General features: G+C 70.2%; 19 protein-coding genes. 10 read left to right on the top strand and 9 right to left on the bottom strand.

Annotated elements, in window-relative coordinates; all coding sequences use genetic code 11:
* The first annotated feature begins 3 nt into the window (after positions 1–3).
* The 4 genes from LLS1_RS19495 to LLS1_RS14335 all read left to right on the top strand — a co-directional run bounded on the left by LLS1_RS19495 (position 4) and on the right by LLS1_RS14335 (position 3,725).
* A complete protein-coding gene (locus LLS1_RS19495; RefSeq protein ID WP_264186929.1) occupies positions 4–1,194 on the top strand; it encodes an OmpA family protein in 1,191 nt (396 codons plus the stop codon).
* Positions 1,195–1,318: 124 nt separating this feature from the next.
* Positions 1,319–1,966, top strand: a complete 648-nt coding sequence (locus LLS1_RS14345) for an NADPH-dependent F420 reductase (protein ID WP_226656534.1) — start codon at positions 1,319–1,321, stop codon at positions 1,964–1,966.
* Positions 1,967–2,133: 167 nt separating this feature from the next.
* A complete protein-coding gene (locus LLS1_RS14340; RefSeq protein ID WP_226656532.1) occupies positions 2,134–3,045 on the top strand; it encodes a VOC family protein in 912 nt (303 codons plus the stop codon).
* Positions 3,042–3,725, top strand: a complete 684-nt coding sequence (locus LLS1_RS14335; protein WP_226656530.1) for an alpha/beta hydrolase — start codon at positions 3,042–3,044, stop codon at positions 3,723–3,725. The genes LLS1_RS14340 and LLS1_RS14335 overlap by 4 nt, the downstream gene beginning before the upstream one ends.
* Here LLS1_RS14335 and nhaA read toward each other — a convergent pair.
* Positions 3,673–5,562, bottom strand: coding sequence for a Na+/H+ antiporter NhaA (gene nhaA / locus LLS1_RS14330; protein ID WP_226656528.1), 1,890 nt, complete (start codon positions 5,560–5,562; stop codon positions 3,673–3,675). The two genes, LLS1_RS14335 and nhaA, sit on opposite strands and share 53 nt — an antisense overlap.
* The gene (locus LLS1_RS14325; RefSeq protein WP_226656526.1) at positions 5,559–6,902 is read right to left on the bottom strand and encodes an MFS transporter; all 1,344 of its coding nucleotides are present in this window, start codon (positions 6,900–6,902) and stop codon (positions 5,559–5,561) included. Before LLS1_RS14325 ends, nhaA begins: the two co-directional genes overlap by 4 nt.
* Before the next feature lie 172 nt (positions 6,903–7,074).
* Between LLS1_RS14325 and LLS1_RS14320 the strand changes: the two genes are divergently transcribed.
* From LLS1_RS14320 to LLS1_RS14310, 3 genes are all read left to right on the top strand, one after another.
* Positions 7,075–7,557: a hypothetical protein gene (locus LLS1_RS14320; RefSeq protein ID WP_226656524.1), complete on the top strand. Its 483-nt coding sequence runs from the start codon at positions 7,075–7,077 to the stop codon at positions 7,555–7,557.
* Position 7,558: 1 nt separating this feature from the next.
* The gene (locus tag LLS1_RS14315) at positions 7,559–8,275 is read left to right on the top strand and encodes a hypothetical protein (protein WP_226656522.1); all 717 of its coding nucleotides are present in this window, start codon (positions 7,559–7,561) and stop codon (positions 8,273–8,275) included.
* A gap of 223 nt (positions 8,276–8,498) precedes the next feature.
* The gene (locus LLS1_RS14310; RefSeq protein WP_226656581.1) at positions 8,499–9,275 is read left to right on the top strand and encodes a MarR family winged helix-turn-helix transcriptional regulator; all 777 of its coding nucleotides are present in this window, start codon (positions 8,499–8,501) and stop codon (positions 9,273–9,275) included.
* Between the two features lie 296 nt (positions 9,276–9,571).
* Here the strand turns inward: LLS1_RS14310 and LLS1_RS14305 are convergent, their stop codons facing one another.
* The 7 genes from LLS1_RS14305 to LLS1_RS14275 all read right to left on the bottom strand — a co-directional run bounded on the left by LLS1_RS14305 (position 9,572) and on the right by LLS1_RS14275 (position 15,507).
* Complete coding sequence (locus tag LLS1_RS14305) at positions 9,572–9,910, bottom strand: hypothetical protein (RefSeq protein WP_226656520.1); 339 nt, start codon at positions 9,908–9,910, stop codon at positions 9,572–9,574.
* 184 nt (positions 9,911–10,094) lie between these two features.
* Entirely contained in the window at positions 10,095–10,673 is a 579-nt protein-coding gene (locus tag LLS1_RS14300; protein ID WP_226656519.1) for a YdeI family protein, read from the bottom strand.
* 46 nt (positions 10,674–10,719) lie between these two features.
* Entirely contained in the window at positions 10,720–11,712 is a 993-nt protein-coding gene (locus tag LLS1_RS14295) for an ROK family protein (protein ID WP_226656517.1), read from the bottom strand.
* Entirely contained in the window at positions 11,709–12,434 is a 726-nt protein-coding gene (locus LLS1_RS14290; protein WP_226656515.1) for an N-acetylmannosamine-6-phosphate 2-epimerase, read from the bottom strand. The genes LLS1_RS14295 and LLS1_RS14290 overlap by 4 nt, the downstream gene beginning before the upstream one ends.
* Complete coding sequence (locus LLS1_RS14285) at positions 12,415–13,317, bottom strand: carbohydrate ABC transporter permease (RefSeq protein WP_226656513.1); 903 nt, start codon at positions 13,315–13,317, stop codon at positions 12,415–12,417. The genes LLS1_RS14290 and LLS1_RS14285 overlap by 20 nt, the downstream gene beginning before the upstream one ends.
* Positions 13,298–14,221 (bottom strand): carbohydrate ABC transporter permease, encoded by a 924-nt coding sequence (locus LLS1_RS14280; protein ID WP_226656512.1) that lies wholly within the window; start codon positions 14,219–14,221, stop codon positions 13,298–13,300. Before LLS1_RS14280 ends, LLS1_RS14285 begins: the two co-directional genes overlap by 20 nt.
* Complete coding sequence (locus LLS1_RS14275) at positions 14,221–15,507, bottom strand: ABC transporter substrate-binding protein (RefSeq protein ID WP_223360222.1); 1,287 nt, start codon at positions 15,505–15,507, stop codon at positions 14,221–14,223. The genes LLS1_RS14280 and LLS1_RS14275 overlap by 1 nt, the downstream gene beginning before the upstream one ends.
* A gap of 187 nt (positions 15,508–15,694) precedes the next feature.
* On the opposite strand from LLS1_RS14275, the gene LLS1_RS14270 reads away from it, so the two are divergent.
* The 3 genes from LLS1_RS14270 to LLS1_RS14260 all read left to right on the top strand — a co-directional run bounded on the left by LLS1_RS14270 (position 15,695) and on the right by LLS1_RS14260 (position 19,868).
* On the top strand, positions 15,695–16,408 hold the full coding sequence (locus LLS1_RS14270) for a GntR family transcriptional regulator (protein ID WP_223360221.1): 714 nt from the start codon (positions 15,695–15,697) through the stop codon (positions 16,406–16,408).
* 54 nt (positions 16,409–16,462) lie between these two features.
* Complete coding sequence (locus LLS1_RS14265) at positions 16,463–17,974, top strand: DUF4127 family protein (RefSeq protein ID WP_226656510.1); 1,512 nt, start codon at positions 16,463–16,465, stop codon at positions 17,972–17,974.
* A 130-nt stretch (positions 17,975–18,104) separates the two neighbouring features.
* A complete protein-coding gene (locus tag LLS1_RS14260; RefSeq protein ID WP_226656508.1) occupies positions 18,105–19,868 on the top strand; it encodes a DUF4434 domain-containing protein in 1,764 nt (587 codons plus the stop codon).
* The last annotated feature ends 16 nt before the right edge of the window (positions 19,869–19,884 follow it).

Genomic DNA, 19,884 nt, shown 5'->3' with positions numbered 1-19,884 from the left:
TCCGTGCCGTCCCACCCCCGCCTCCGCACCGTCCTCGCCGTCGCCGGCGCCCTCGCGCTCACCGCGGGCCTCGCCGCCTGCACGTCGGCGACCGCCGCCGGCCAGGCGTGCGACCAGTCGTCGCCGCGCAACCTCGGCGTCGTCGCCGGCAGCACCGCGAACGCCCCGGCGACTGCTCTGCCCGCCTCCGCCACCGCCCAGCTGAAAGCGGTCGGCGCGAGCAACGGCAGCGTCACGGTCGTAGTGCCGTCCGGCACACCGCAGGTCATGGGAACCACGCTCATCGGCTCGACGGCGCAGGACGCGATCGTCTGCCAGAACGAGCAGCGGACCAAGCTCACGCAGATCACCCAGTACATCGACGGGCTCAAGGCGGCGAACCCGCAGGTCGACTTCCTCGGCGCGATCGACCAGGCGGCGCGGAACCTCGGCACGGATCCGATGGGCGTGCTCGTCGTCGGCAGCGGCCTGCAGACCGTCGACCCGCTCGACTTCGCCGGCACCGGCCTGCTCTCCGCCGACCCGCAGCAGGTCGTCGCCGACCTCACGTCGCGCGGCCTCCTCCCGACGGATCTGAAGGGCGTCACCGTCTACTGGTCGGGGATGGGCGACGTCGCGGGTGCGCAGCAGCCGCTCACGATTCCCGCCCGCAGCAACCTCGAGGCGATCTGGACGGCCGTCGTGAAGGCCGCGGGCGGCACGCTCTCGCTGCTTCCGGAGCCCGCGTCGGGCGGCGCGACGACCGGCCTGCCCGAGGTGAGCCCCGTCGCGGTGGACGCGGTCGCCACCAAGACCGACTGGTCGCACCCGGTCGTGATCCGCGACAGCGAGCTGCGCTTCACCAAGGACACGGCGACCTTCGCCGACCCCACGTCGGCGCAGCAGGTACTCGCGTCCCTCGTGCCGGCCATCGAGCAGAACGGCAGGACGATCACCGTCACCGGCACGGCCTCCAAGGATCAGGCGACGAGCAACACGGCCGACCTCGCGCTCTCGCAGCGCCGGGCGGAGGCGGTGAAGGCCGCGCTCGTCGCTCTCGGCGTCCCGGCCGAGGATCTGGCCACCGCCGGCGTCGGGCACGACTGGTGCGGCTGGCGCGCCGAGACGGACGCGAGCGGCGCCTACTCCGACGCCCTCGCCGCGCAGAACCGCACCGTCGTGCTCACCTCGCCCGGCGTCGGCCTCTGCGCCTAAACCTCCCCCTCCTCCACCGAGGGGTCGCACATCGCCGGAATGAGCCGGCCGGAGCGGCGGAATGCGACCCCTGTGCGGGCAAGCGGGCGGGAATGCGCCGGGGCGCGACCGGGTTCGCCCGAGTATGACAACCATCGGACTCATCGGATCTGGACACATCGGCTCCCAGCTCGCGCGACTCGCTGTGGCGCGCGGCTACGACGTCGTGCTGAGCAACTCGCGCGGCCCCGAGTCGCTCGCCGGGCTCGTCGCCGAGCTCGGCCCGCACGCGCGCGCCGCGACCCCCGCCGAGGCGGCGAGCGCCGGCGACCTCGTCGTCGTGACCGTCCCGCTCGCGGCCGAGGCGACCCTCCCCGTCGCGGAGCTCGCGGGCAAGATCGTCATCGACACGAACAACTACTACCCGCAGCGCGATGGGAACATCCCGGAGCTCGACGACGAGTCGACCACGGTCGCCGAACGGCTGCAGGCCACGCTTCCGACCTCGAAGGTCGTGAAGGCCTTCAACCACATCGGTGCCGCCGCGCTCACCACCGAGGGTCAGGAGCCCGGGACCGCGGATCGCCGCGCCCTCATCGTCGCCGGCGACGACCCCGAGGCCCGTGCCCGGGTCGCCGCCCTGATCGACGAGTTCGGCTTCGACGCCCTCGACATCGGCCCGCTCTCCGAGGGATGGCGCATCCAGCGCGACACCCCCGGATACGGCACGCGCTACGACGTCGCAGGCCTCCGCGAGGCCCTGGCCGCGGCGAAGCGCTACCGCGACATGTAGCCTCCCGCCGCACGGCACCGCACAGGGGTCGCATTCCGCCGCTACGCCCACGACATTCCGGCAGAATGCGACCCCTGTGCCGTAAGCGAAGCGGTTAGTTGAAGCGTCAACAAAATGGGGTACACTTTGTTGATACGACAACCTTTTATTTCGACCGAGGACTCACGATGACCACCGATCAGCTGCTCGACCCCGCCACGCACATGGCGGCCCCCACCCTCCGCGTCGGCGACCTGGAGCTGATGTCGTCGTACTACGCCAACGCGTTCGCGTTCGAGCCGCTGGCCGAGCGGGCGGATGCACGCGGTCGCGAGGTGCACCGCGTACTCGGTCGCGACGGCGCACCGATGGTGTCTCTCATCCACACCCCCGACCTCCCCGCCGTCGATCCGCGCCAGGCCGGACTCTTCCACAACGCCTTCCTGTTCCCCGACGCCGCCAACCTCGCGGCGACCGTCTACCGGGCGGCGCAGGACCCGCGCAGCCGCTTCGCCGGCTCCAGCGACCACCTCGTCTCCGAGGCGTTCTACTTCACCGACCCGGAGGGCAACGGCGTCGAGCTCTACACGGATCGCCCGCGCGAGACGTGGCGCCGCGAGCGCGGCCAGATCCTGATGGACACCTCGTACCTCGACCCCAACGCCTACCTGCAGGCGCATCTCGCCCAGGAGGTGCTGGATGCGGGATCCGCGCTCAGCGGCACCGTCGGCCACGTGCACCTGCAGGTCGGCGACATCCCGACGGCGAAGGCCTTCTACGTCGACGCCCTCGGCTTCGAGTCCACCCTGTCCGAGTACCGCGGGGCGCTCTTCGCCTCCGCAGGCGGGTATCACCACCACATCGCGATGAACGTCTGGAACAGTGCAGGGTCCGGCCCGCGCGCCGCCAGCCTCGGTCTCGGCGACGTGGCGATCACCGTGCCCGATCGCGCCGAGCTGGATGCGCTCGCGGCCCGCCTCCGCGCGCGCGGCATCCCCTTCGCCGACGACGGCCGGTCGGTCGTGGTGGCGGATCCGTGGGGCACCCAGGTCAGCGTCGTGCTGCCCGATCTCAGCGTCGACGAGGTGCTCGCCCGATGAGCGTCCCGGCCGTGGAGGTCGCGATCTCCCACGCCGTCGCGCCCGCCGATCAGGAGGACGCTCCGGTCACGGCTGTGCTGCTCCACGGGTACGGCTCGAACGAGCACGATCTCGCCGGGCTCTCGGCGGCGCTGCCCGACGGCCTCCCCTGGTTCTCCCCGCGCGCCCCGCTGCGCACGCCGAACGGCGGTGCGGCCTGGTTCCCGATCTCCACGCCCGGCAGCCCCGACCCGGCGCCGGTCGCGGCCGCGACGGACGCGATCTGGGCGTGGGTCGACGCGCAGCTCGGGCCGGACGCCCTCGTCCTCCCGATCGGCTTCTCTCAGGGCGGCCTGATGGCGAGCCAACTGCTCCGCACCCGTCCTGAACGTGTCGCCGCCACGGTCGTGCTCGCCGGATTCGTGCAGGCCACGCCGCAGCGGGCGGACGCCTGGCTCGCCACCTCCCGCCCTCCGGCCTTCTGGGGCCGCGGCGACGCGGACGGTGTCATCGCCGGCCCCGCCGTCGATCGCACGGCCGCGTGGCTCCCCGCGCACACGACGCTCGAACAGCACGTCTACCCGGGCCTCGGCCACGGCATCTCCGCTCAGGAGGTCGACGACCTCCGGACGTTCCTGCGACGGGTGCTCACGACCCCGGGCGCCCCGGAGGCACCGGCGCCGTCTCCTGCAGCGCCCTGATCAACGACTGCGCGTCGTACGGGCCGACGTGCCGTCTGCCGTTGATGTAGAACGTCGGGACGGCGGTGATGTCCATGGCCTCCGCGTCGAGCATGTCGTCACGCACGCGGGCAGTGACCTCCGGCGAGGCCAGGTCGGCTTCGAAGCGGTCCAGATCGAGGCCCAGCTCCTCGGCGCGGCGGATGATGTCGGAGGGCAGCTGGTGCTCCTGGTCGGCGAACAGGCTGCGCTCGAACTCGAAGAACCTGCCCTGGCGGGAGGCGGCCTCCGAGGCCTCCGCCGCGGCGAGCGCGTTCGGGTGGAACCGGGTGAGGGGCGCATGCCGCCAGACGTAGCGGACGCGGTCGCCGAGCACGGCGCGCACCTCGCCGACCGAGCCGGTCGCTTTGAGGCAGAAGCCGCACTGGAAGTCGCCGTACTCGAGGAGGGTGAGCGGCGCGTCCGGGTCGCCGAAGACGTGGTCGCGCGCGGGATCGACCGGCCGCACCAGGGTGAGACCGGCCTCCTCTTTGGGGCGGCGGGCGTCGGAGAGGCGGAAGATCACGGTCGCGACGGCGAAGGCGATGACCGTGGCGGCGAGGACGCCGACGCGCGCGGCGTTCTGCGACGTCTCGTCCGGGATGGCGAGGTCGACGATGAAGAGCGAGATCGTGAAGCCGATGCCGCACAGGGCCGCGCCGCCCGCGAGCCGGTCGGGTGTCAGTCCGGGGCCGAAGTCGCCGATACGCAGCGCGCGCATGATGAGCGTCGAACCGAAGACGCCGACGAACTTGCCCACGACGAAGCCGGCGACGACACCCCATGCCAGCGGGGAGACGAGCGCCCCGGCCAGGATGTCGCCGTCCAGACGCACACCCGCGTTGGCGAGCGCGAACAGCGGCAGCACCACGTACGCGACGTACGGCGACCACGCCGACTGCAGGCGCTCGTTGATCGAGATGGACTCGCGCAGGCTGTTGGCCGCCGCGCGCGCGTACTCGGTGTTCGGCGACTGGCGGAAGGTGCGCGCCAGATCGAGGGCGTGCTCCACGTCGCGGCGGTCCGGGCGGTAGACGGGGATGAGGAGGGCGATGGCGACCCCGGCGAGCGTGGGGTGCACGCCGGAGGCGAGGAACGCCAGCCACACGACGACGGCGAGCGTCGCGTAGACAGGCCCGCGCCCGGCGGGGAGGTAGCGCGTCAGGTAGACCCCGGCGAGTCCGACGGCCGCGACGATCAGGGGCAGCGGCGTGAAGTCCTTCGTGTAGACGAAGGCGATGATGCTCAGCGCGCCGATGTCGTCGACCACGGCGAGCGCCAGCAGGAAGACGCGCAGCCTCCCGGTGGCGTGCGGCCCGATGAGCGCGAGGGCGCCGACGAGGAACGCGGTGTCGGAGGAGATCACGATCCCCCACGCGTGCGCGTCGCCCGTGCCCGCCGCGAAGAGGATGAAGATCAGTGCGGGAACGGCCAGCCCGAAGAGCGCTGCGACCACCGGCACGACCGCGCGCGACCAGCTCGTCAGCTCCCCGATGGCGAACTCGCGCCGGACCTCCAGTCCGACCGTGAAGAAGAAGATCGCCATCAGGGCGTCGTTGACGAGCGCGTGGAGGGTGAAGTCCAGGTGGAGGTCGCCGAGCCCGAGTGTCAGGTGGGTGTCCCAGAACGCCTCGTAGCCGCTGAAGGAGATGTTCGCCCAGACGATGGCGATCGCGGTGGCGGCGAGCAGCAGCACCGCACCGATCCTGCTGCGCCCGGCCGCGCGGAACCGCTCGGCGAGTGTCGGTCGCCGGTCGCGCGAGGTTCCCTGCTGCTCGGGGTCGGGCGAGCGCTGGATCAGGGTGAGATTGGTGGTCACGCGGACTCCATCGGTACGGGTTCGGGTTCCCCGCGGTACTCCGCGGAGAGCAGTCGGTACGACCTCGTCGTGAAGGCGAGCAACGCCAGCACGACCATCGCCAGGCCGGAGAAGAGGAAGACGAGCGCGATCCCGCGGGCGTCGCCGTCGCCGAGAAGCCAGCCCCACGTCGTCTCCCCCGCCCCCGACTCCATGTACGGGATGATGAGGAACTGCGCGAGCGGCGCGATCAGGAAGGCGGTGATCGGGGCGGCGGCAGACTCGAACGCCTGCGCGAAGCCGAACACGCGACCCTGCCGGGTGAACGGCACGACCTTCTGGATGACCGTCTGCTCCGACGCCTCGACCGCGGGGATCAGCGTCATGTAGAGCCAGATCCCCACCACGTAGAGCGGCCACCACTCGCGGATCGTGAAGAGCGCACCGAGCACGCCCATCAGCGCGACGAGGAGCAGCATGGTGCGGATCGGGTTGCGACCCAGCCCGAACTTCGCCACCAGCAGGCCGCCGACGATGAAGCCGGTGGACGAGATCCCGAGCACGACTCCCCACCATTCGACCGCGAACAGCTCGAGGCCGTACGGGTCCATCAGCGCCATGTAGACGCCGCCAATCAGGTTGTTGAAGCACGAGAAGACGATCAGGGCGAACAAACCGGGGGCGCTGCGGATCGCGGCGATGCTGCCCCGCAGATCCACTGCGGGCGGAGCGCCCTCCTCCGCTTCCGGGCGGTCCTCCGGGATGCGGAGGAACAGCAGATGAGCCAGAGCGGCTGCGGTCAGCAGAATGGCGATGACCAGTGTCCAGCCCATCCCGAGCAGTCCGACGGAGAGCCCGCTGAACACGCTGGTGACGATGAAGGCCACCCCCTGCACCGTCCCCACGAGCCCGTTCGCGTTCGCGTGCCGTTCGACGGGGACGAGGAGGGTGACCGTCGTCGACAGTGCGATGTTGCGCATGTTCTCGACGACGGAGCCGAACAGGATGACGCCCGCGAACACCCAGAACATCGGCCCGCCCAGGTCGAGCAGCGCGGACTCCGGGAAGACGAGGTACAGCAGACCCGCCACGCCGAATGCGACCAGGGTCACGGTCGCGGCGAAGAGCATCACCTGGTGCTTGCGATGCCGGTCGACGATCGTCCCGAACACGATGGAGAACACCGCCACCAGCAGCATGTAGGAGCCTCCGACGATCCCGGTCGCGAGCACCGAGCGCGTCTCGAGGTACACCCAGAAGGTCAGCGCGAACCACAGGTACGACGTGGTCACGTTGGCCACGGCCGTGTTCACCAGCACCTGGGCGAAGGTGCGGAGGCCGGCGGTCGGCGTCTCCGTCATGCCACCGAGGGTACGGCACGGGTGCGCCGCTGTCAGCAGGCGGCGGCCGCAGAGGAGCTGAGCGCCGGGGCCTCTCGACGGGCGGCCTCTGCCCCGCACCAGCGCGGCGACCGGGAGCTGACGCGGCGATCGGCTATGGTGCCGGGAGAACCAGTCAGGGGAACAGCGGATCATGGTCTCATCTCGCTCCACTCGGGGGGCGCTCGTCATTCTGTCGATTGCGCTCGCTCTCGCCGGGTGCGCGCAGTCGGCGCCCGAAGCGCTGCGCTCGACGTCGTCCGCGCCGCCGTCGTCGACGGGCACGCCGACGAGCACACCGGCGATGTCGGCGCCGCCCGTCTCCGAAGATCCCACTCCCTCGGCACCTCCTGCGGGTTCGGCGGATCCGGTGGCGGGGCTCGCTTCTGCGGTGAACGCCTGTCAGGCGGTGGCGAACGGCTTTTCCGCCGCCGGCGTGGCCGCAGCAGCGCCGCTGGCCGCCGAGGCGGCGTCACACGATCCCGTCTGGACGTCCCTTGCAGAGGATCTCGAGTTCATCCGAAGCAATCCGATCGATCCCGAGACCGGCGCGGGCTCGCAGAAGACCGTCGACGACGCGTCCGCGGTCGCAGAGGAATGCTTCTCCCGTGCCGGCGTGCAGGTGAGTCAGGACTGAGATGGCGAGGAATCGCAGGAGCCGCTGGTCGATCGCACGAACGGTCCTCCTCACCATCGTCACCGGCGCACTCATCGCCGGGCTATCGCTCGCCTCGCCGATGCAGGAAGCCCGTGCCGCGCTGGCGCAACCCGCCGAATCGACATGCGTCCAGTCCTGCACGGGTGTGCCGTCCACGGGGCAGGCAGCCGCACAGAGCCTCCTGAGTTCATACAACAGCGGCACCCTCATCATCGAATGGGCGGAACGGGACATCATCCCCGCCGAGCTCCAACCGATCGCGAACGGCACGATCGGGAAGACCCCGCAATGCAACATCGACACGCGCACGCTGCAGACGCTGGTCATCATCATCCGCAACTACGGTTCGGTCCAGGTGAGCGACCTCAATCGGCACTGTGCCAACGATGGTGTCGCGACATGCGCGAGCAATCCGACCTCACGACATTGCGTTCCCAGCTCGGGACCGAACGCGATGGACATCACCTACATCGGCGGCGCACGGACCCGCGGTAACGACTCGGCATCGAGCATTCTGCTCCGATTCCTCGACTCGTTCCTCCCGAACGGCTCGCGCGCCGGCCAGGCATCCGGAGGTGACAATTGCGGTGTCTACAGTATGCCGGGGTTGGCGAACATCTCTCGGTTCACCGACTATTGCACGCACATCCATATCGACCTGGGGTCGACGACAGCGGGTCTGCGCAACCTTCGCTGACCCTCACGCCGCGACGACGCCTCCTCTTCTTCCGCCGTGACCACACGCGCTTCGTCGGCGAGATGGCGACGGCGGCGACTTACGGCGTGGGTGACGACGATGAGAAGCACACCCGCGGCGGCCCAGAGCGCCAGGCACAGGCCGTCGAAGCCGAACGTCGGCCCGGGGAAGTACGTGAGGGCGCGGGCGGCGTCGAGCCAGCGTCCAGTCCGAGCTCACGACCATCGCCCGCCACGGGACCGCGCGCGTCCGCCGCGAGGACGAGACCCTCTCCTTCGTCGACCAGTCCCTGCTCTCGCACATCCGCGCCAACCCGGGCTGCCGGGCCGTCGACATCGCCGCGCACTTCCAGCTGAATCGCTCCACGGTCTCCCGCCAGCTCGGCGCCCTCGCCGAGTTCGGGCTAATCGCGACGACGGACCCCGACACCGACCGCGGCCACGTCCTCGTCGCCACCGACCGCGGCCGCGCCTCTCTCGGGCGCGCCGCCGGGAGCGTGCGAGCAGCACTCGACGAGCACCTCGCCGAGTGGTCCCTCGACGAACTCACGACCTTCGCCGCTTCTCGACTCAGCCTGCCGCGATCGCATCTGCCGGAGATGATCCGACAGCGACATCGGCGATTTCGCCCCGTTTCGCGGAGATGCAAAGTGAAGCAGACTCGTTGCCTACCTTTCACCGCGCCAAGCGAAGCACTTGCGGCCTCCGTCAGCTACTACAGCGGGCAGAGCCATAATGGGGCTTGGCATGGCAGCTCGACCGTATCAACGACGGGCAACGCAGCAGAGGCCGAGTTCTATCCGTCAACCGTGACGGTCGACAACGGCCAATCCGCGACCTCAGGCCAAGGTGCAGCATCCCAGACGTACACACGGCGAAGGGAAGCCGTCCCGTGCTCCTCCTCGTCGCGCCCTTTCGTCAGGGCCGGTATTCATCCCGCGGCGGCATGTACATCGATCGCGCAGCGGGATCGGCGCCATGACCACCGTTCATGCCACTGAGCACAATCACTAGCACGGTGCTCAGGCGTTCGAGGACTGTGGAGACGAAGCGACCCAGTGCCCTGAAGCGACCCCACACTCTGCTCCAGAACTTCATTGCGATTCCGCCCTTCAGTCAATGCGCGAGGATGCGTGGTCCTCGGTCAGCTCCTCCGCCTTGACATGCCGCAACACCCAGCGTTCCGCTGACTCGCCATGACCCAGGTCTCCCCGACGGATCGACATCGGTCCAGAGCGTGGCCACCCACAGCAGGCAACGCTGATAAGCCCTCTGCAGCGCAACCCGGGAACGACAACTAGTCGCGCGGCCCCGACCCCTGGTCGCCGTCGTCCGCATCCGCCTCCGCCTCCGCGTCCGCCGCACTCCCTGCCTCAGGCCGTCGCGCCTCCTCGCCGGGCCGGTGCGCGGACGGCGGCCCGGGGGTCCGCCGCATCTTCACCCCGACGGCGGCGAGCAGCCCCACCGCGGCGACGCCGAAGAACACGAGACCGACGACGAGCCAGGGCTGCGTCCCGGGCGCGGGCGCGGCGGCGCCCAGCAGGGCGGCAGCGGCGGGGACGGCGATGAGACGCACGGCCACCGCGGGTCTACGGCGCGACATCGTCATCACCTCCGCGCCCATCGTGCCGTGCACGGGCGCATGCTGCAACTCGTCGACGGCAGGCCCGTCGCGTGACCGCTGCGGCACGGCCGTTGAACACCTCGCTCGACGTCGGGACGACACCGTATGCGATCCGTCGTACAGAGCGTGGCACCGTTCCACGGGATGGACGGACAGGGTACGGCCCTGTCAGGAGACGGCCGACCGCGGAACCGTCCTACTGCGGGTAGGGCGTCTCCCCGCGCTCCAGCATCGCGACCAGCTTCTCGAGCCGGTTGGCGCGCGTGGTGGCGGTGGAGGCGGTCAGGATGCGGTGGAGGACCGCGTAGCGGTTGGTGCCGTTGAGCGTCTCGAACAGGGCGGCCGCGGCGGGCGACACCGAGAGGGCCGCCGCCAGGTCGTCCGGCACCTGCGCGGTGGCAGCCCCCGCGTAGGCGCGTTCCCAGCGGCCGTCGGCTTTCGCGCGGTCGATCTCCGCCTGTCCGCGGGGACGCATCCTGCCCTCCGCTGTCAGCGCGGCGACGAGGCCGATGTTGCGCTCCGACCACAGGGAGGCCGTGCGCCGTGGCGTGAACCGCTGCAGGAAGGTCGCGGCGTCGAGGCTCCGTTTCTGGCCGTCGATCCAGCCGCTGCACAGCGCCTCATCGAGGGCTTGCGCGTAGGTGAGGGAGGTCGGCTCTGTGGTGCCCTTCTTGGCGAGAACGAGCCAGACCCCGTCGGAGTCGTCCTCGTGGCGGTTCAGCCAGCTGCGCCAGGCGCTGGCATCGGCGACGACGAACGGCTGCGGCTGCTCCATCCCGCCATCGTAGAGGCGCCCACCGACGAGGTTCACGTCGTGGCGGTCATTCCGCCCTCGAAGGCGCTACGTCGTGAACCTCGGCGGACCGGGACGCCGCGAGCGCGAGACGGCCTGCGCCCACGAGGGCGGCGTCCGGGCCCGCGTGCGCGACCGTGACCTGCACCGCGGAGAACGGCGGTCGCAGGGAGGCGCGCAGTCGCTCGGCGAGCGGGCCGACGAACAGCTCCCCCAGCCCCGAGACGCCGCCGCCGATCAGCACGGTGCCGGGATCGACGGCGACGACGGAGGCGGCGAGCGACTCCCCCAGCTCCTCCGCGGCGAGCCGGATGACCTGCGCGGCGACCACGTCACCGCCGCGCGCCAACCGGCCGATCTCGCGCAGCCCCAGCGACCGGGCGCTGAACTCGGCGTAGGTCAGCTCGATGCCCGGCCCGCTGGCGAATGCCTCCACGTGGTCGACGCCGCCGCACGAACAGATGCGGCGGCGCGACGACGGGATCCGCACGTGGCCGACCGAGCCGGCCATCCCGGACGCGCCGCGCAGCAGCCTCCCGTCGCTGACCACCGCCCCGCCGATGCCCGTGCCGACCGCCACGAAGAGGAAGCCGTCGGGTGCGCCCGCCCACTGCTCGCCGAGCGCGGCGGCGTGCACGTCGTTGACGACGGCGACCGGGGCGCCGAGGCGCGCGCGCAGGCCGCCGGCGACGTCGGTGCCGCTCCAGCCCGCCAGGTGGTCGGTCGAGTGGACGACGGTGCCGTGCTCGTCGAACCCGCCGGCGCTGCCCACTCCGTAGGCGGCGGGGACTCCGCCTGCCCGTCGTGCGGTCTCAGCGGCGAGCGCCGCCACGGTGTCCAGGATGGCCTCGGCGCCCTGGCTCGCCGGTGTGGGCGCCTCGACCCGGTGGGCGAGCCGGCCGTCGGGCCGCACGAGCGCCGCCGCCGTCTTGGTGCCGCCGATGTCGATGCCCACGACGACCCCCGCGCGCCCGTCGACCGAGGAGGCCGCTCCCGCACCCGGCCGTGGGTGCGCGCTCATCGCGACCGCGGCGTCGCCGCCGCGAACCGCCGCGTGATCGCGACGGGATCGGTGATCGCACCGCCCACCACCACCGCGAAGGCGCCCGCGTCGAATGCGCGCGCGACATCGCCCGGCGTCTGGAACCGGCCCTCGGCGAGCACCCGGATGCCGCGGCCGGCGAGCTGCTCGACCAGGGCCACGTCCGGCGACGGCTCGGCGCGCGAGTACGGCGTGTAGCCGGAGAGGGTCGTTCCGACGAACGCCGCTCCGGCCTCCCACGACCGAAGCCCCTCGTCGAGCGTCGAGACGTCCGCCATGATCGGCAGCGGAACGGCCGCCACGGCGCTGCGGACGCGCGCGGCGACATCGCCCGCGACCTCCTGGGTCGCGTCCACTGCGATCACGTCGGCCCCGGCGGAGGCCAAGGCGACGACCTGCTCGTCCGTGTGGGTGATGATGTTGCGCCGGGCGCCCATCCGCTTGTCGAGCCCGATGATCGGCACATCCGTCAGGGCTCGCACGGCGGCGATGTCGTCGACCCCGTTCACCCGCAACGCGACCGCGCCGCCCTGCAGAGCGCTGACCGCGAGACGCGCGATCGTCGGGGTGTCGCGCATCGGCGAGCCCGCGGACGCCTGGCACGACACGATCAGGCCGCCCTGGATCGCCGCCAGCAGCGTGACCTGCCGGTCGACCGTGAGCTCGCGCTCCCCTGCGTCGTCACTTGAGTGCGCCAGCACTGATACCCCCTATGAAGTAGCGCTGGAACACGACGAAGAGTGCGAGCGCGGGAACGGTGAACAGGACGGAAGCGGCCATCAGCGGCCCCCACTCGACGTTGTGCTCGCCGAAGAACGAGTACAGGCCGATCGAGAGGGTGTACTTGGAGGAGTCGTTGAGGTAGATCAACGGGTTGAGGAAGTCGGTCCAGGCCCACACGAACTGGAAGATGACCGCCGTGATGAGCGCGGGACGTGCCTGCGGGAGGACGATCGACCAGTAGATGCGGAACTCGGAGGCCCCGTCGATCCGCGCCGCCTGGAGCAGCTCGTTGGGCACCGACATCAGGAACTGCCGCAGCATGAAGATGAGGAACGGCGTGCCGAAGAACGCGGGGGCGACGAGCGGGATGATCGAGTTCGTCGCGCCCAGCCCGTTCCACATCAGGAACAGCGGGATCATGGTGACCTGCGGTGGGAGCATCATCGTCGCCATGACGATGACGAGCAGCGGGCGCTGCCCGCGCCAGCCGATCTTCGACAGCGAGTACGCCACCAGCGGCGACGCGATCAGCATCCCGAGCACCGAGAGCGCCGCGATGACGATCGTGTTCCACAGGTACTGCCAGAACGGGATCTCCTCGAACACCGCCGCGAAGTTGTCGAGCGTCCACTCCTTCGGCCACAGCGTCGGCGGCGCGCTGAAGATGTCCGCCGGCAGCTTGAACGCCGTGCTCAGCATCGAGAGGAACGGGAAGACGAACAGCAGCGTCATCCCCCAGATCAGCACGTAGCGGCCGACCGTGCGTCCGGGGCGCCGCCGTCGCAGGCGGGAGGCGCGCGGGCCGGCAGGGCGTGGCGCGGGCACGGCGGGGGGCCGCGTCTCAGTCGCGTTCAGAACCATAGTGGACCCATTTCTTCGACGACCAGAGCAGCAGCAGTGTGATGATCAGGGTGATCAGGAAGAGCACCCAGGCCATCGCCGAGGCGTAGCCCATCTTCAGGAAGACGAACGCGTTCTGGTACAGGTACATCGCGTAGCTGATCATCGACTGCCCCGGGCCGCCGCTGGCCTCGTTGAGGCGCGTCTGCGTCAGCAGGTAGGGCTGCGTGAAGATCTGCAGGTAGGCGATCACGGTCACGATCACCTGGAACAGGGTGACCGGCGAGATCGTCGGCCAGGTGATGAAGCGGAACCGCCCCCACCATCCCGCACCGTCGAGCTCCGCGGCCTCGTACAGCTCGGCGGGCACGTCCTTGATCGCCGCGAGGTAGATGATCATCGTGCCGCCGATGGTCCAGAGGCACATGAGGAGGATGGCGGGCTTGCCCCAGTCCGGCTGCTCCAGCCACTCCGGCTGCGGCAGGTGCAGCACGCCCAGGAAGTAGTTCACGAAGCCGTACTGGGTGTTGAGCAGCCAGCGCCACAGATAGCCGCCCACGACGACGGGTACGATGGTGGGCAGGTAGATCAGCGCGCGGTACAGCGGCTGCCCGCGCACGGGCAGGTTGAGGAAGTGCGCCCCGACGATGGAGATGATGATCGTCAGCGGCACGCCCGTCACCGTGAGGAACAGCGTGTTCCAGAGGGCCTTCCAGAACGTGGAGTCGTTCAGCATGTGGGCGTAGTTGTCGAGCCCGACCCAGGACGGCGCCTGGAACAGGTTGAAGTCGGTGAAGCTGTACCCGGCGGAGGCGAGCACCGGCCACACGATGAACACCGCCGCGCCCACGATGAACGGCGACGCGAACGCCAGACCCAGGAGGGTCTGGCGTCGCGCACCGCGCTTGGCGGTCGTGGCCGTCATCAGTACGACTTCGCCTTGTCCGCCACCGACTGCAGGGCCTTCTCGGGGGTCGCGACCCCGCGCACCACGTCGTCGAAGGCGGTCGCCAGGTCGGTCGAGTACTGGGCGCTGTACGGCTGGCTCGCGAGCGACTTCGCGTTCGGGCTCTTCAGGGCGTTCAGCCACGCGTCGAAGTGCGGGATCGTGCTGTACGCCGTGTCCGTCAGCAGGGACGTCTTCGACGGGAGGTTGCCGAGAGCCAGCGTGAAGTCGGTCATCGGCTTGTCGCCGACCATGTAGGCGAGGAACTTCGCGGCCTCCGCCTTGTGCTTCGAGTTGCTCGGGATGAACAGCGTGCTCGTCGTCACCTGGGTCGAGCCGGCGAGGTCGTCGCTCACGGCAGGGATGTCGACGACGCCCCAGTTGAGGTTCGGCGCGACCTTCGGGATGTTGACGGCCTGCCATTCGCCGTCGATGACCATGGCCTCCTTGCCCGTGTAGAACGGGTCCTGGGCCGACATGTACTGGCCGAGCCCCGAGGTGAAGGTCGCGATCTTGTCCGCGCCGTAGGTGTCGGTGAGGGTCTTCGTGTACCAGTCGAGCGCCTCGACGTTCTTCGGGTCGTCGGGCGACGGGGTCTTGTTGTCCGTGCCGTCCCAGGTGCCGCCGAACGCGTAGCCGAGGGTGGTGAAGAGCGTCGACGCCGACGGGTTGCCGAGGCCGATCTGCGTGATGGCCCCGCTGGAGTCGGTCACCGTCAGTTTCTTGACCGCCGCAGCCAGCTCGTCCATCGTGGTCGGCGGCTGCACGCCGGCCTTGTCGAGCAGATCCTTGTTGTACATGAGCTGCTGCGTGTGCACCGCGATCGGGAGCGCGTAGGTCTTTCCCTCGTACTTCATCTGGTCGAGGGAGGCCGGGGCGAAGTCGCCGAGGTCGACCTTCTCGGTCTTGAGGTAGTCGTCGAGCGGGGCGAGGATTCCCTTCGACGCCCACGAGCCGACGGTGTTGCCGAAGTTGTCGGAGATGTCGAAGCTGCCGTTGCTCGACGACATCGACGTGAGCTGCTTCTGCGCGTCGGGGCTGGAGACTCCGACGACCTTGATCTCGGACTGGCTCGCGTTGAAGTCGGCGATGACCTTCTCGAGGGCTTTCGCCTCCTCGCCGCCCCAGAGGTACGAGAACGTGATGGTGGTGGGGCCGGAGGGGGAGGCTCCGGAGCAGCCGGTGAGGGCGACGGCGGCGGCGGCGACACTGGCCAGCGCGACGGTGCGCAGTACGGTGCGCCGTCCGATCTTCCTGGATTCCATGGGGGTCCTTACGGGTGTGAGGGTTGCGGAATGGAGGTGCTTGTCAATTGGTGTACTCCATTTCGCCGAGCAGTGTCAACAAAATCTCAAGAATCGCGGCATACTTGCACTCTGTGGTGCACTTCTCCATAAAATGGTTGTCACCAATCGTCCCCACCGTCCCACACCCGATCCGCGGAGGAGAACCATGGCGGAGCAGCACACCAAGTCCGAGCGTCTGCGCCAGCACCTCGTCGACGTCATCGACCAGGGACTGGAGCCGCACTCGAAGCTGCCGACCGAGCGCGACCTCGCGACCGAGTTCGACGTCAGCCGGCTGACGGTCCGCCGCGCCCTCGACCGGCTCGAGCACGAGGGCCTCGTCTACCGCGTGCAGGGGGCGGGCACCTTCGTGGCCGCGCCGCGCATCACCAAGTCGGTCGAGCTGACCTCCTTCAGCGAGGACATGCGGGCCCGCGGACTGGAGCCCGGATCGTCGGTGCTCGTCACGGAGACCATCGCCGCAGGCGCACGGCTGGGCGCCAAGCTGCGGGTGAGCCCCTCGGACGACGTCTTCCACATCCGCCGTGCGCGCACCGCCGACGGCGAGCCGATGGCGCTGGAGGACTCCTACCTCAATCCGAAGCTCTTCCCCGGGCTGATCGACAACGTCGGCGGCGAGTCGCTGTACCGCATCCTCGAGACCGAGTACGGGATGCGGATCGAGTGGGCCGAGCAGAGCATCCGCGCGAGCGTGCTCGAGCCCGAGGAGGCCGCGCTCCTGAACGCGCCCGCATTCTCTCCCGCGTTCTATGTGTCCCGTATCTCTTTCGACGCGCAGGACCGCGCAGTCGAGTACGCCGAGTCGACGTACCGGGGGGATCGGTACCACTACGAGCTCCAGATCCACCGCTCACGCTGACTGTCGCCCACCCCGCCAGCCGCCGCCCTCGCCTGCGCCGATCAGAGGAGTCCCATGCGCATCGCCCTCGTCCCCCTCGACGAACGTCCGGTCAACGTCGACCTCCCGCGCCAGGTCGCGGCGATCGCCGGGGCCGAGCTGCTGCTCCCGCCCGCGGAGGCGATGCCCGACTTCCGCACGCCCGCCGACGTGCGCGCGCTCCACGGCTGGCTGCGCGACCTCGCCGCAGCCTCCGGCCCCGAGCAGGCCGACCGCCTGGTGGTGTGCGTCGACACGCTCGTGCACGGCGGCATCATCCCCGCCCGCATCACGACCGACTCGACGACGGCCGCCCTGCAACGGCTGGACCTCCTGCGCGAGATCGCGACCATCGCCCCGGGGCTGCGGATCACGGCGGCGTCGCTGATCATGCGCGCCAGCGACTCGTACTCCGCCGTCGAGGAGCCGGAGTACTGGAGCCGGTACGGCCGCGAGCTGCACGCTCTCGGCGCCGCGCTCCACCACGAGCTGGAGGCGGACGTCACCGGAGGGGAGGCCGCCGCCGGGACACCGGCCACCGCCGTCCCCGACGACGTCCGCAGCGACTTCGAGCGCCGTCGCCTGCGCAACCACACCATCAACCTCGCCGCACTGGCCCTGCACGAGGAGGGCATCGTGGAGACGCTGACGCTGACGGCGGACGACACCGCGCCGTACTCGGCGGGCTCGGCGGAGCAGGTGTGGCTGCGCCACTGGGCGCGCGCCCTCCCCCACGGCCGCGACGTGCTCATGTACCCCGGAGCCGACGAGGTCGGGGCGGTGCTGGTGGCACGGGCCCTCGCCTCCGGCGTCGGCGTGCCGGTCTGGCGGATCGCGTGCGGCGAGGCCGACGGCCTGGCCCGGGTCCCGAACTTCGAGAACGCCCCGCTGGTCGACAGCCTGACACGGCAGATCGTCGCATCCGGCGGACGCGTCGCCGAGGACGGCGAGCACGCCGACATGGTCGTGGTCGCGCACGCCCCCGACCCGGCCCGCGGCGACTTCTTCGGCAGCCGGCCCGCCTCCGACGCCGTTGCGACCGAGGCGACGGTCGAGGCCGTGCGCGCCGCCCTCGACACGGGTGCGATCGTCGCCCTCGCCGATGTGCGCTTCAGCAACGGCGGCGATCCCGAGCTGGTCGACCGGCTCGCGGATGAGGGCCTGCTCCTGCGGCTGGCCTCCTACGGCGGCTGGAACACTGCGGGCAACTCGATCGGGGGCGCCGTGGCCCAGGCGGCCGCGCTCTGGGCCGGACGCGCCCTCGGCACCGCCGACGAGGCCGCGCTGCGCGCCGCGCTGCTCACGCGCATCCTGGACGACCGCGCCTACCAGAGCGGCACCCGGCTCGCGATGCACGGCGCCGAGTTCGGCGGCAGCATCGGCCCCGTCGAGCCGGCCGCGGAGGCGGCCGCCATCGCCCGCATCACACGCGAGCTGCGCGCCTACCTCGAACGCATCCTGCCCGCGGACGAGTCGTGGAGCCTCGACGCGGTGACGCTCCCGTGGCACAGGAGCTTCGAGATCGGCGTGGAGGTGAATGCGCGGTAATGGTCTGATCCATTCCGCACTCGCTCCCGTGCTTTAAGGGATTTCATTGCTTTAACCTTCGCAAGTGGTGTACACCATTAACGCGATCGGCACCGTCGCCGGCATCGCACCACCCATCGAAGGAGTAGGCATGAGTCATCGCACCTCGCACCGCCTCGCCGCCCTGATCGCCGGAGCGGCCCTCGCCGCCGCGCTGGCCGTCCCCGCGACCGCGGCGTCCGCCGCACCCACCTGCACCACCACCCCACGCATCGACGGCAGCTTCATCCAGCCGGCCCTGGTGGACGGCTGGACGTCGACCCAGCTCGCGTCCGAGTTCACCACCCTCACCAACGCCTGCATCACCAGCCAGGTCATCCAGTGGACCGCCGACACCAAGGCGTCGACGACCATCTACCCGAGCGGCCTCAGCGGATACACGCAGAACACGTCGACGGACGTGGTCTCGCGCGTGCTCACCGCCGCCGACAGCGCCGGAGTCTCGGAGTACCTCGGGCTCCAGACGAACGACGACTGGTGGAACACCTACGCCAACTCCACGACCTGGCTGAACACCGAGGCGACCAAGGCCAACGCGCTCGCCGACGACCTGTACGCGAAATACGGGACGCACACGTCCTTCGCCGGGTGGTACCTGCCGTTCGAGGTCGACAACTGGAACTTCACCTCGAGCGCGTCCTGGAGCGCCATGTCGACGTTCTACACGACGATCGCCAACCACCTCCACGCGCTCACCCCGGGCAAGCCCGTCATCATCAGCCCGTTCTTCAACACTGCGGGAGGCCAGACCAGCAGCCAGTGGACGACGATGTGGTCGAGCATCCTCGCCTCGGCCCCGATCGACGTGATCGCCCTGCAGGACGGCGTCGGAGCCGGTCACGCCACCACCGCGCAGCTGGCGACGTGGTTCGCCGCAACGAAGAGCGCGATCACGAGCGCGCGCCCGGCCACGCAGCTGTGGGCAGACAGCGAGACGTTCAACCCGGACTTCACGCCGATGTCGATCAGCCAGCTCGTCGCCGACCTCAACGCCGTGGCGCCCTACGTGAGCAAGACGCTGTCGTTCTCCTACGACCACTACCAGAGCCCGCTCGTGGTCCCCGCGGTGTACGACACCACGTACCGCAACTACCTGTCGACCGGCTCGGTCGAGACGTCGGCGCCCACGGTCCCGAGCTCGCTCGCCGCGAGCGCCGGAGGAGTGACCTCGGTGAACCTGAGCTGGTCGGCCTCCACCGACAACATCGGCATCGCCGGCTACCGGCTGTACCGCGGCGGCGCGCTGGTCAAGGTGATCCAGGGTGCAGGGACTACCTTCACCGACGCGGGACTCGCACCATCGACGACCTACAGCTACACGCTCGCCGCCTTCGACGCCGCCGGCAACACGTCGGCTCAGAGCTCGGCGGCGAGTGCCACCACGTCCGCCGCACCCGCCGCCAACCCGCTCGTGTCGTCCGGCAAGGCCTACACCGCCTCCGTCGCCGCCGACGCGAGCTACCCCGACACCGGCGGGACGGAGCTCACGAACGGCGTGACCGCCTCCACGAGCTACGCCGACGCCGCGTGGCAGGGTCGCAACACCGGGAGCCCCTACAGCTTCACGATCGATCTCGGCGCGACGAAGACCATCACCCAGGTGGGCACCTCGTGGCTGCAGACGAAGTCGCTGTACATCTTCCTGCCGTCGAGCATCCAGGTGTCGGTCTCGACGACGGGATCGACCTTCACACCGCTGACCACCCTCCCGGCGCCGAACGTCAGCGACGCGGACCAGCGGTACACCTACGCCGCCTACGGGTTGTCGGGGTCGGGCCGCTACGTGCGCTTCACGGTGACACCGGCCAGCAGTGCCTGGTCGTTCGTCGACGAGGCCACCGTCCGGGGTCTCTAGCCCGCCGAGGTTCACG

Source organism: Leifsonia sp. LS1 (genome assembly GCF_020521355.1).
GTDB lineage: Bacteria > Actinomycetota > Actinomycetes > Actinomycetales > Microbacteriaceae > Leifsonia.
The sequence above is the reverse complement of the archived record's forward strand: the minus strand, read 5'-3'. Positions and strand labels throughout refer to the sequence as shown.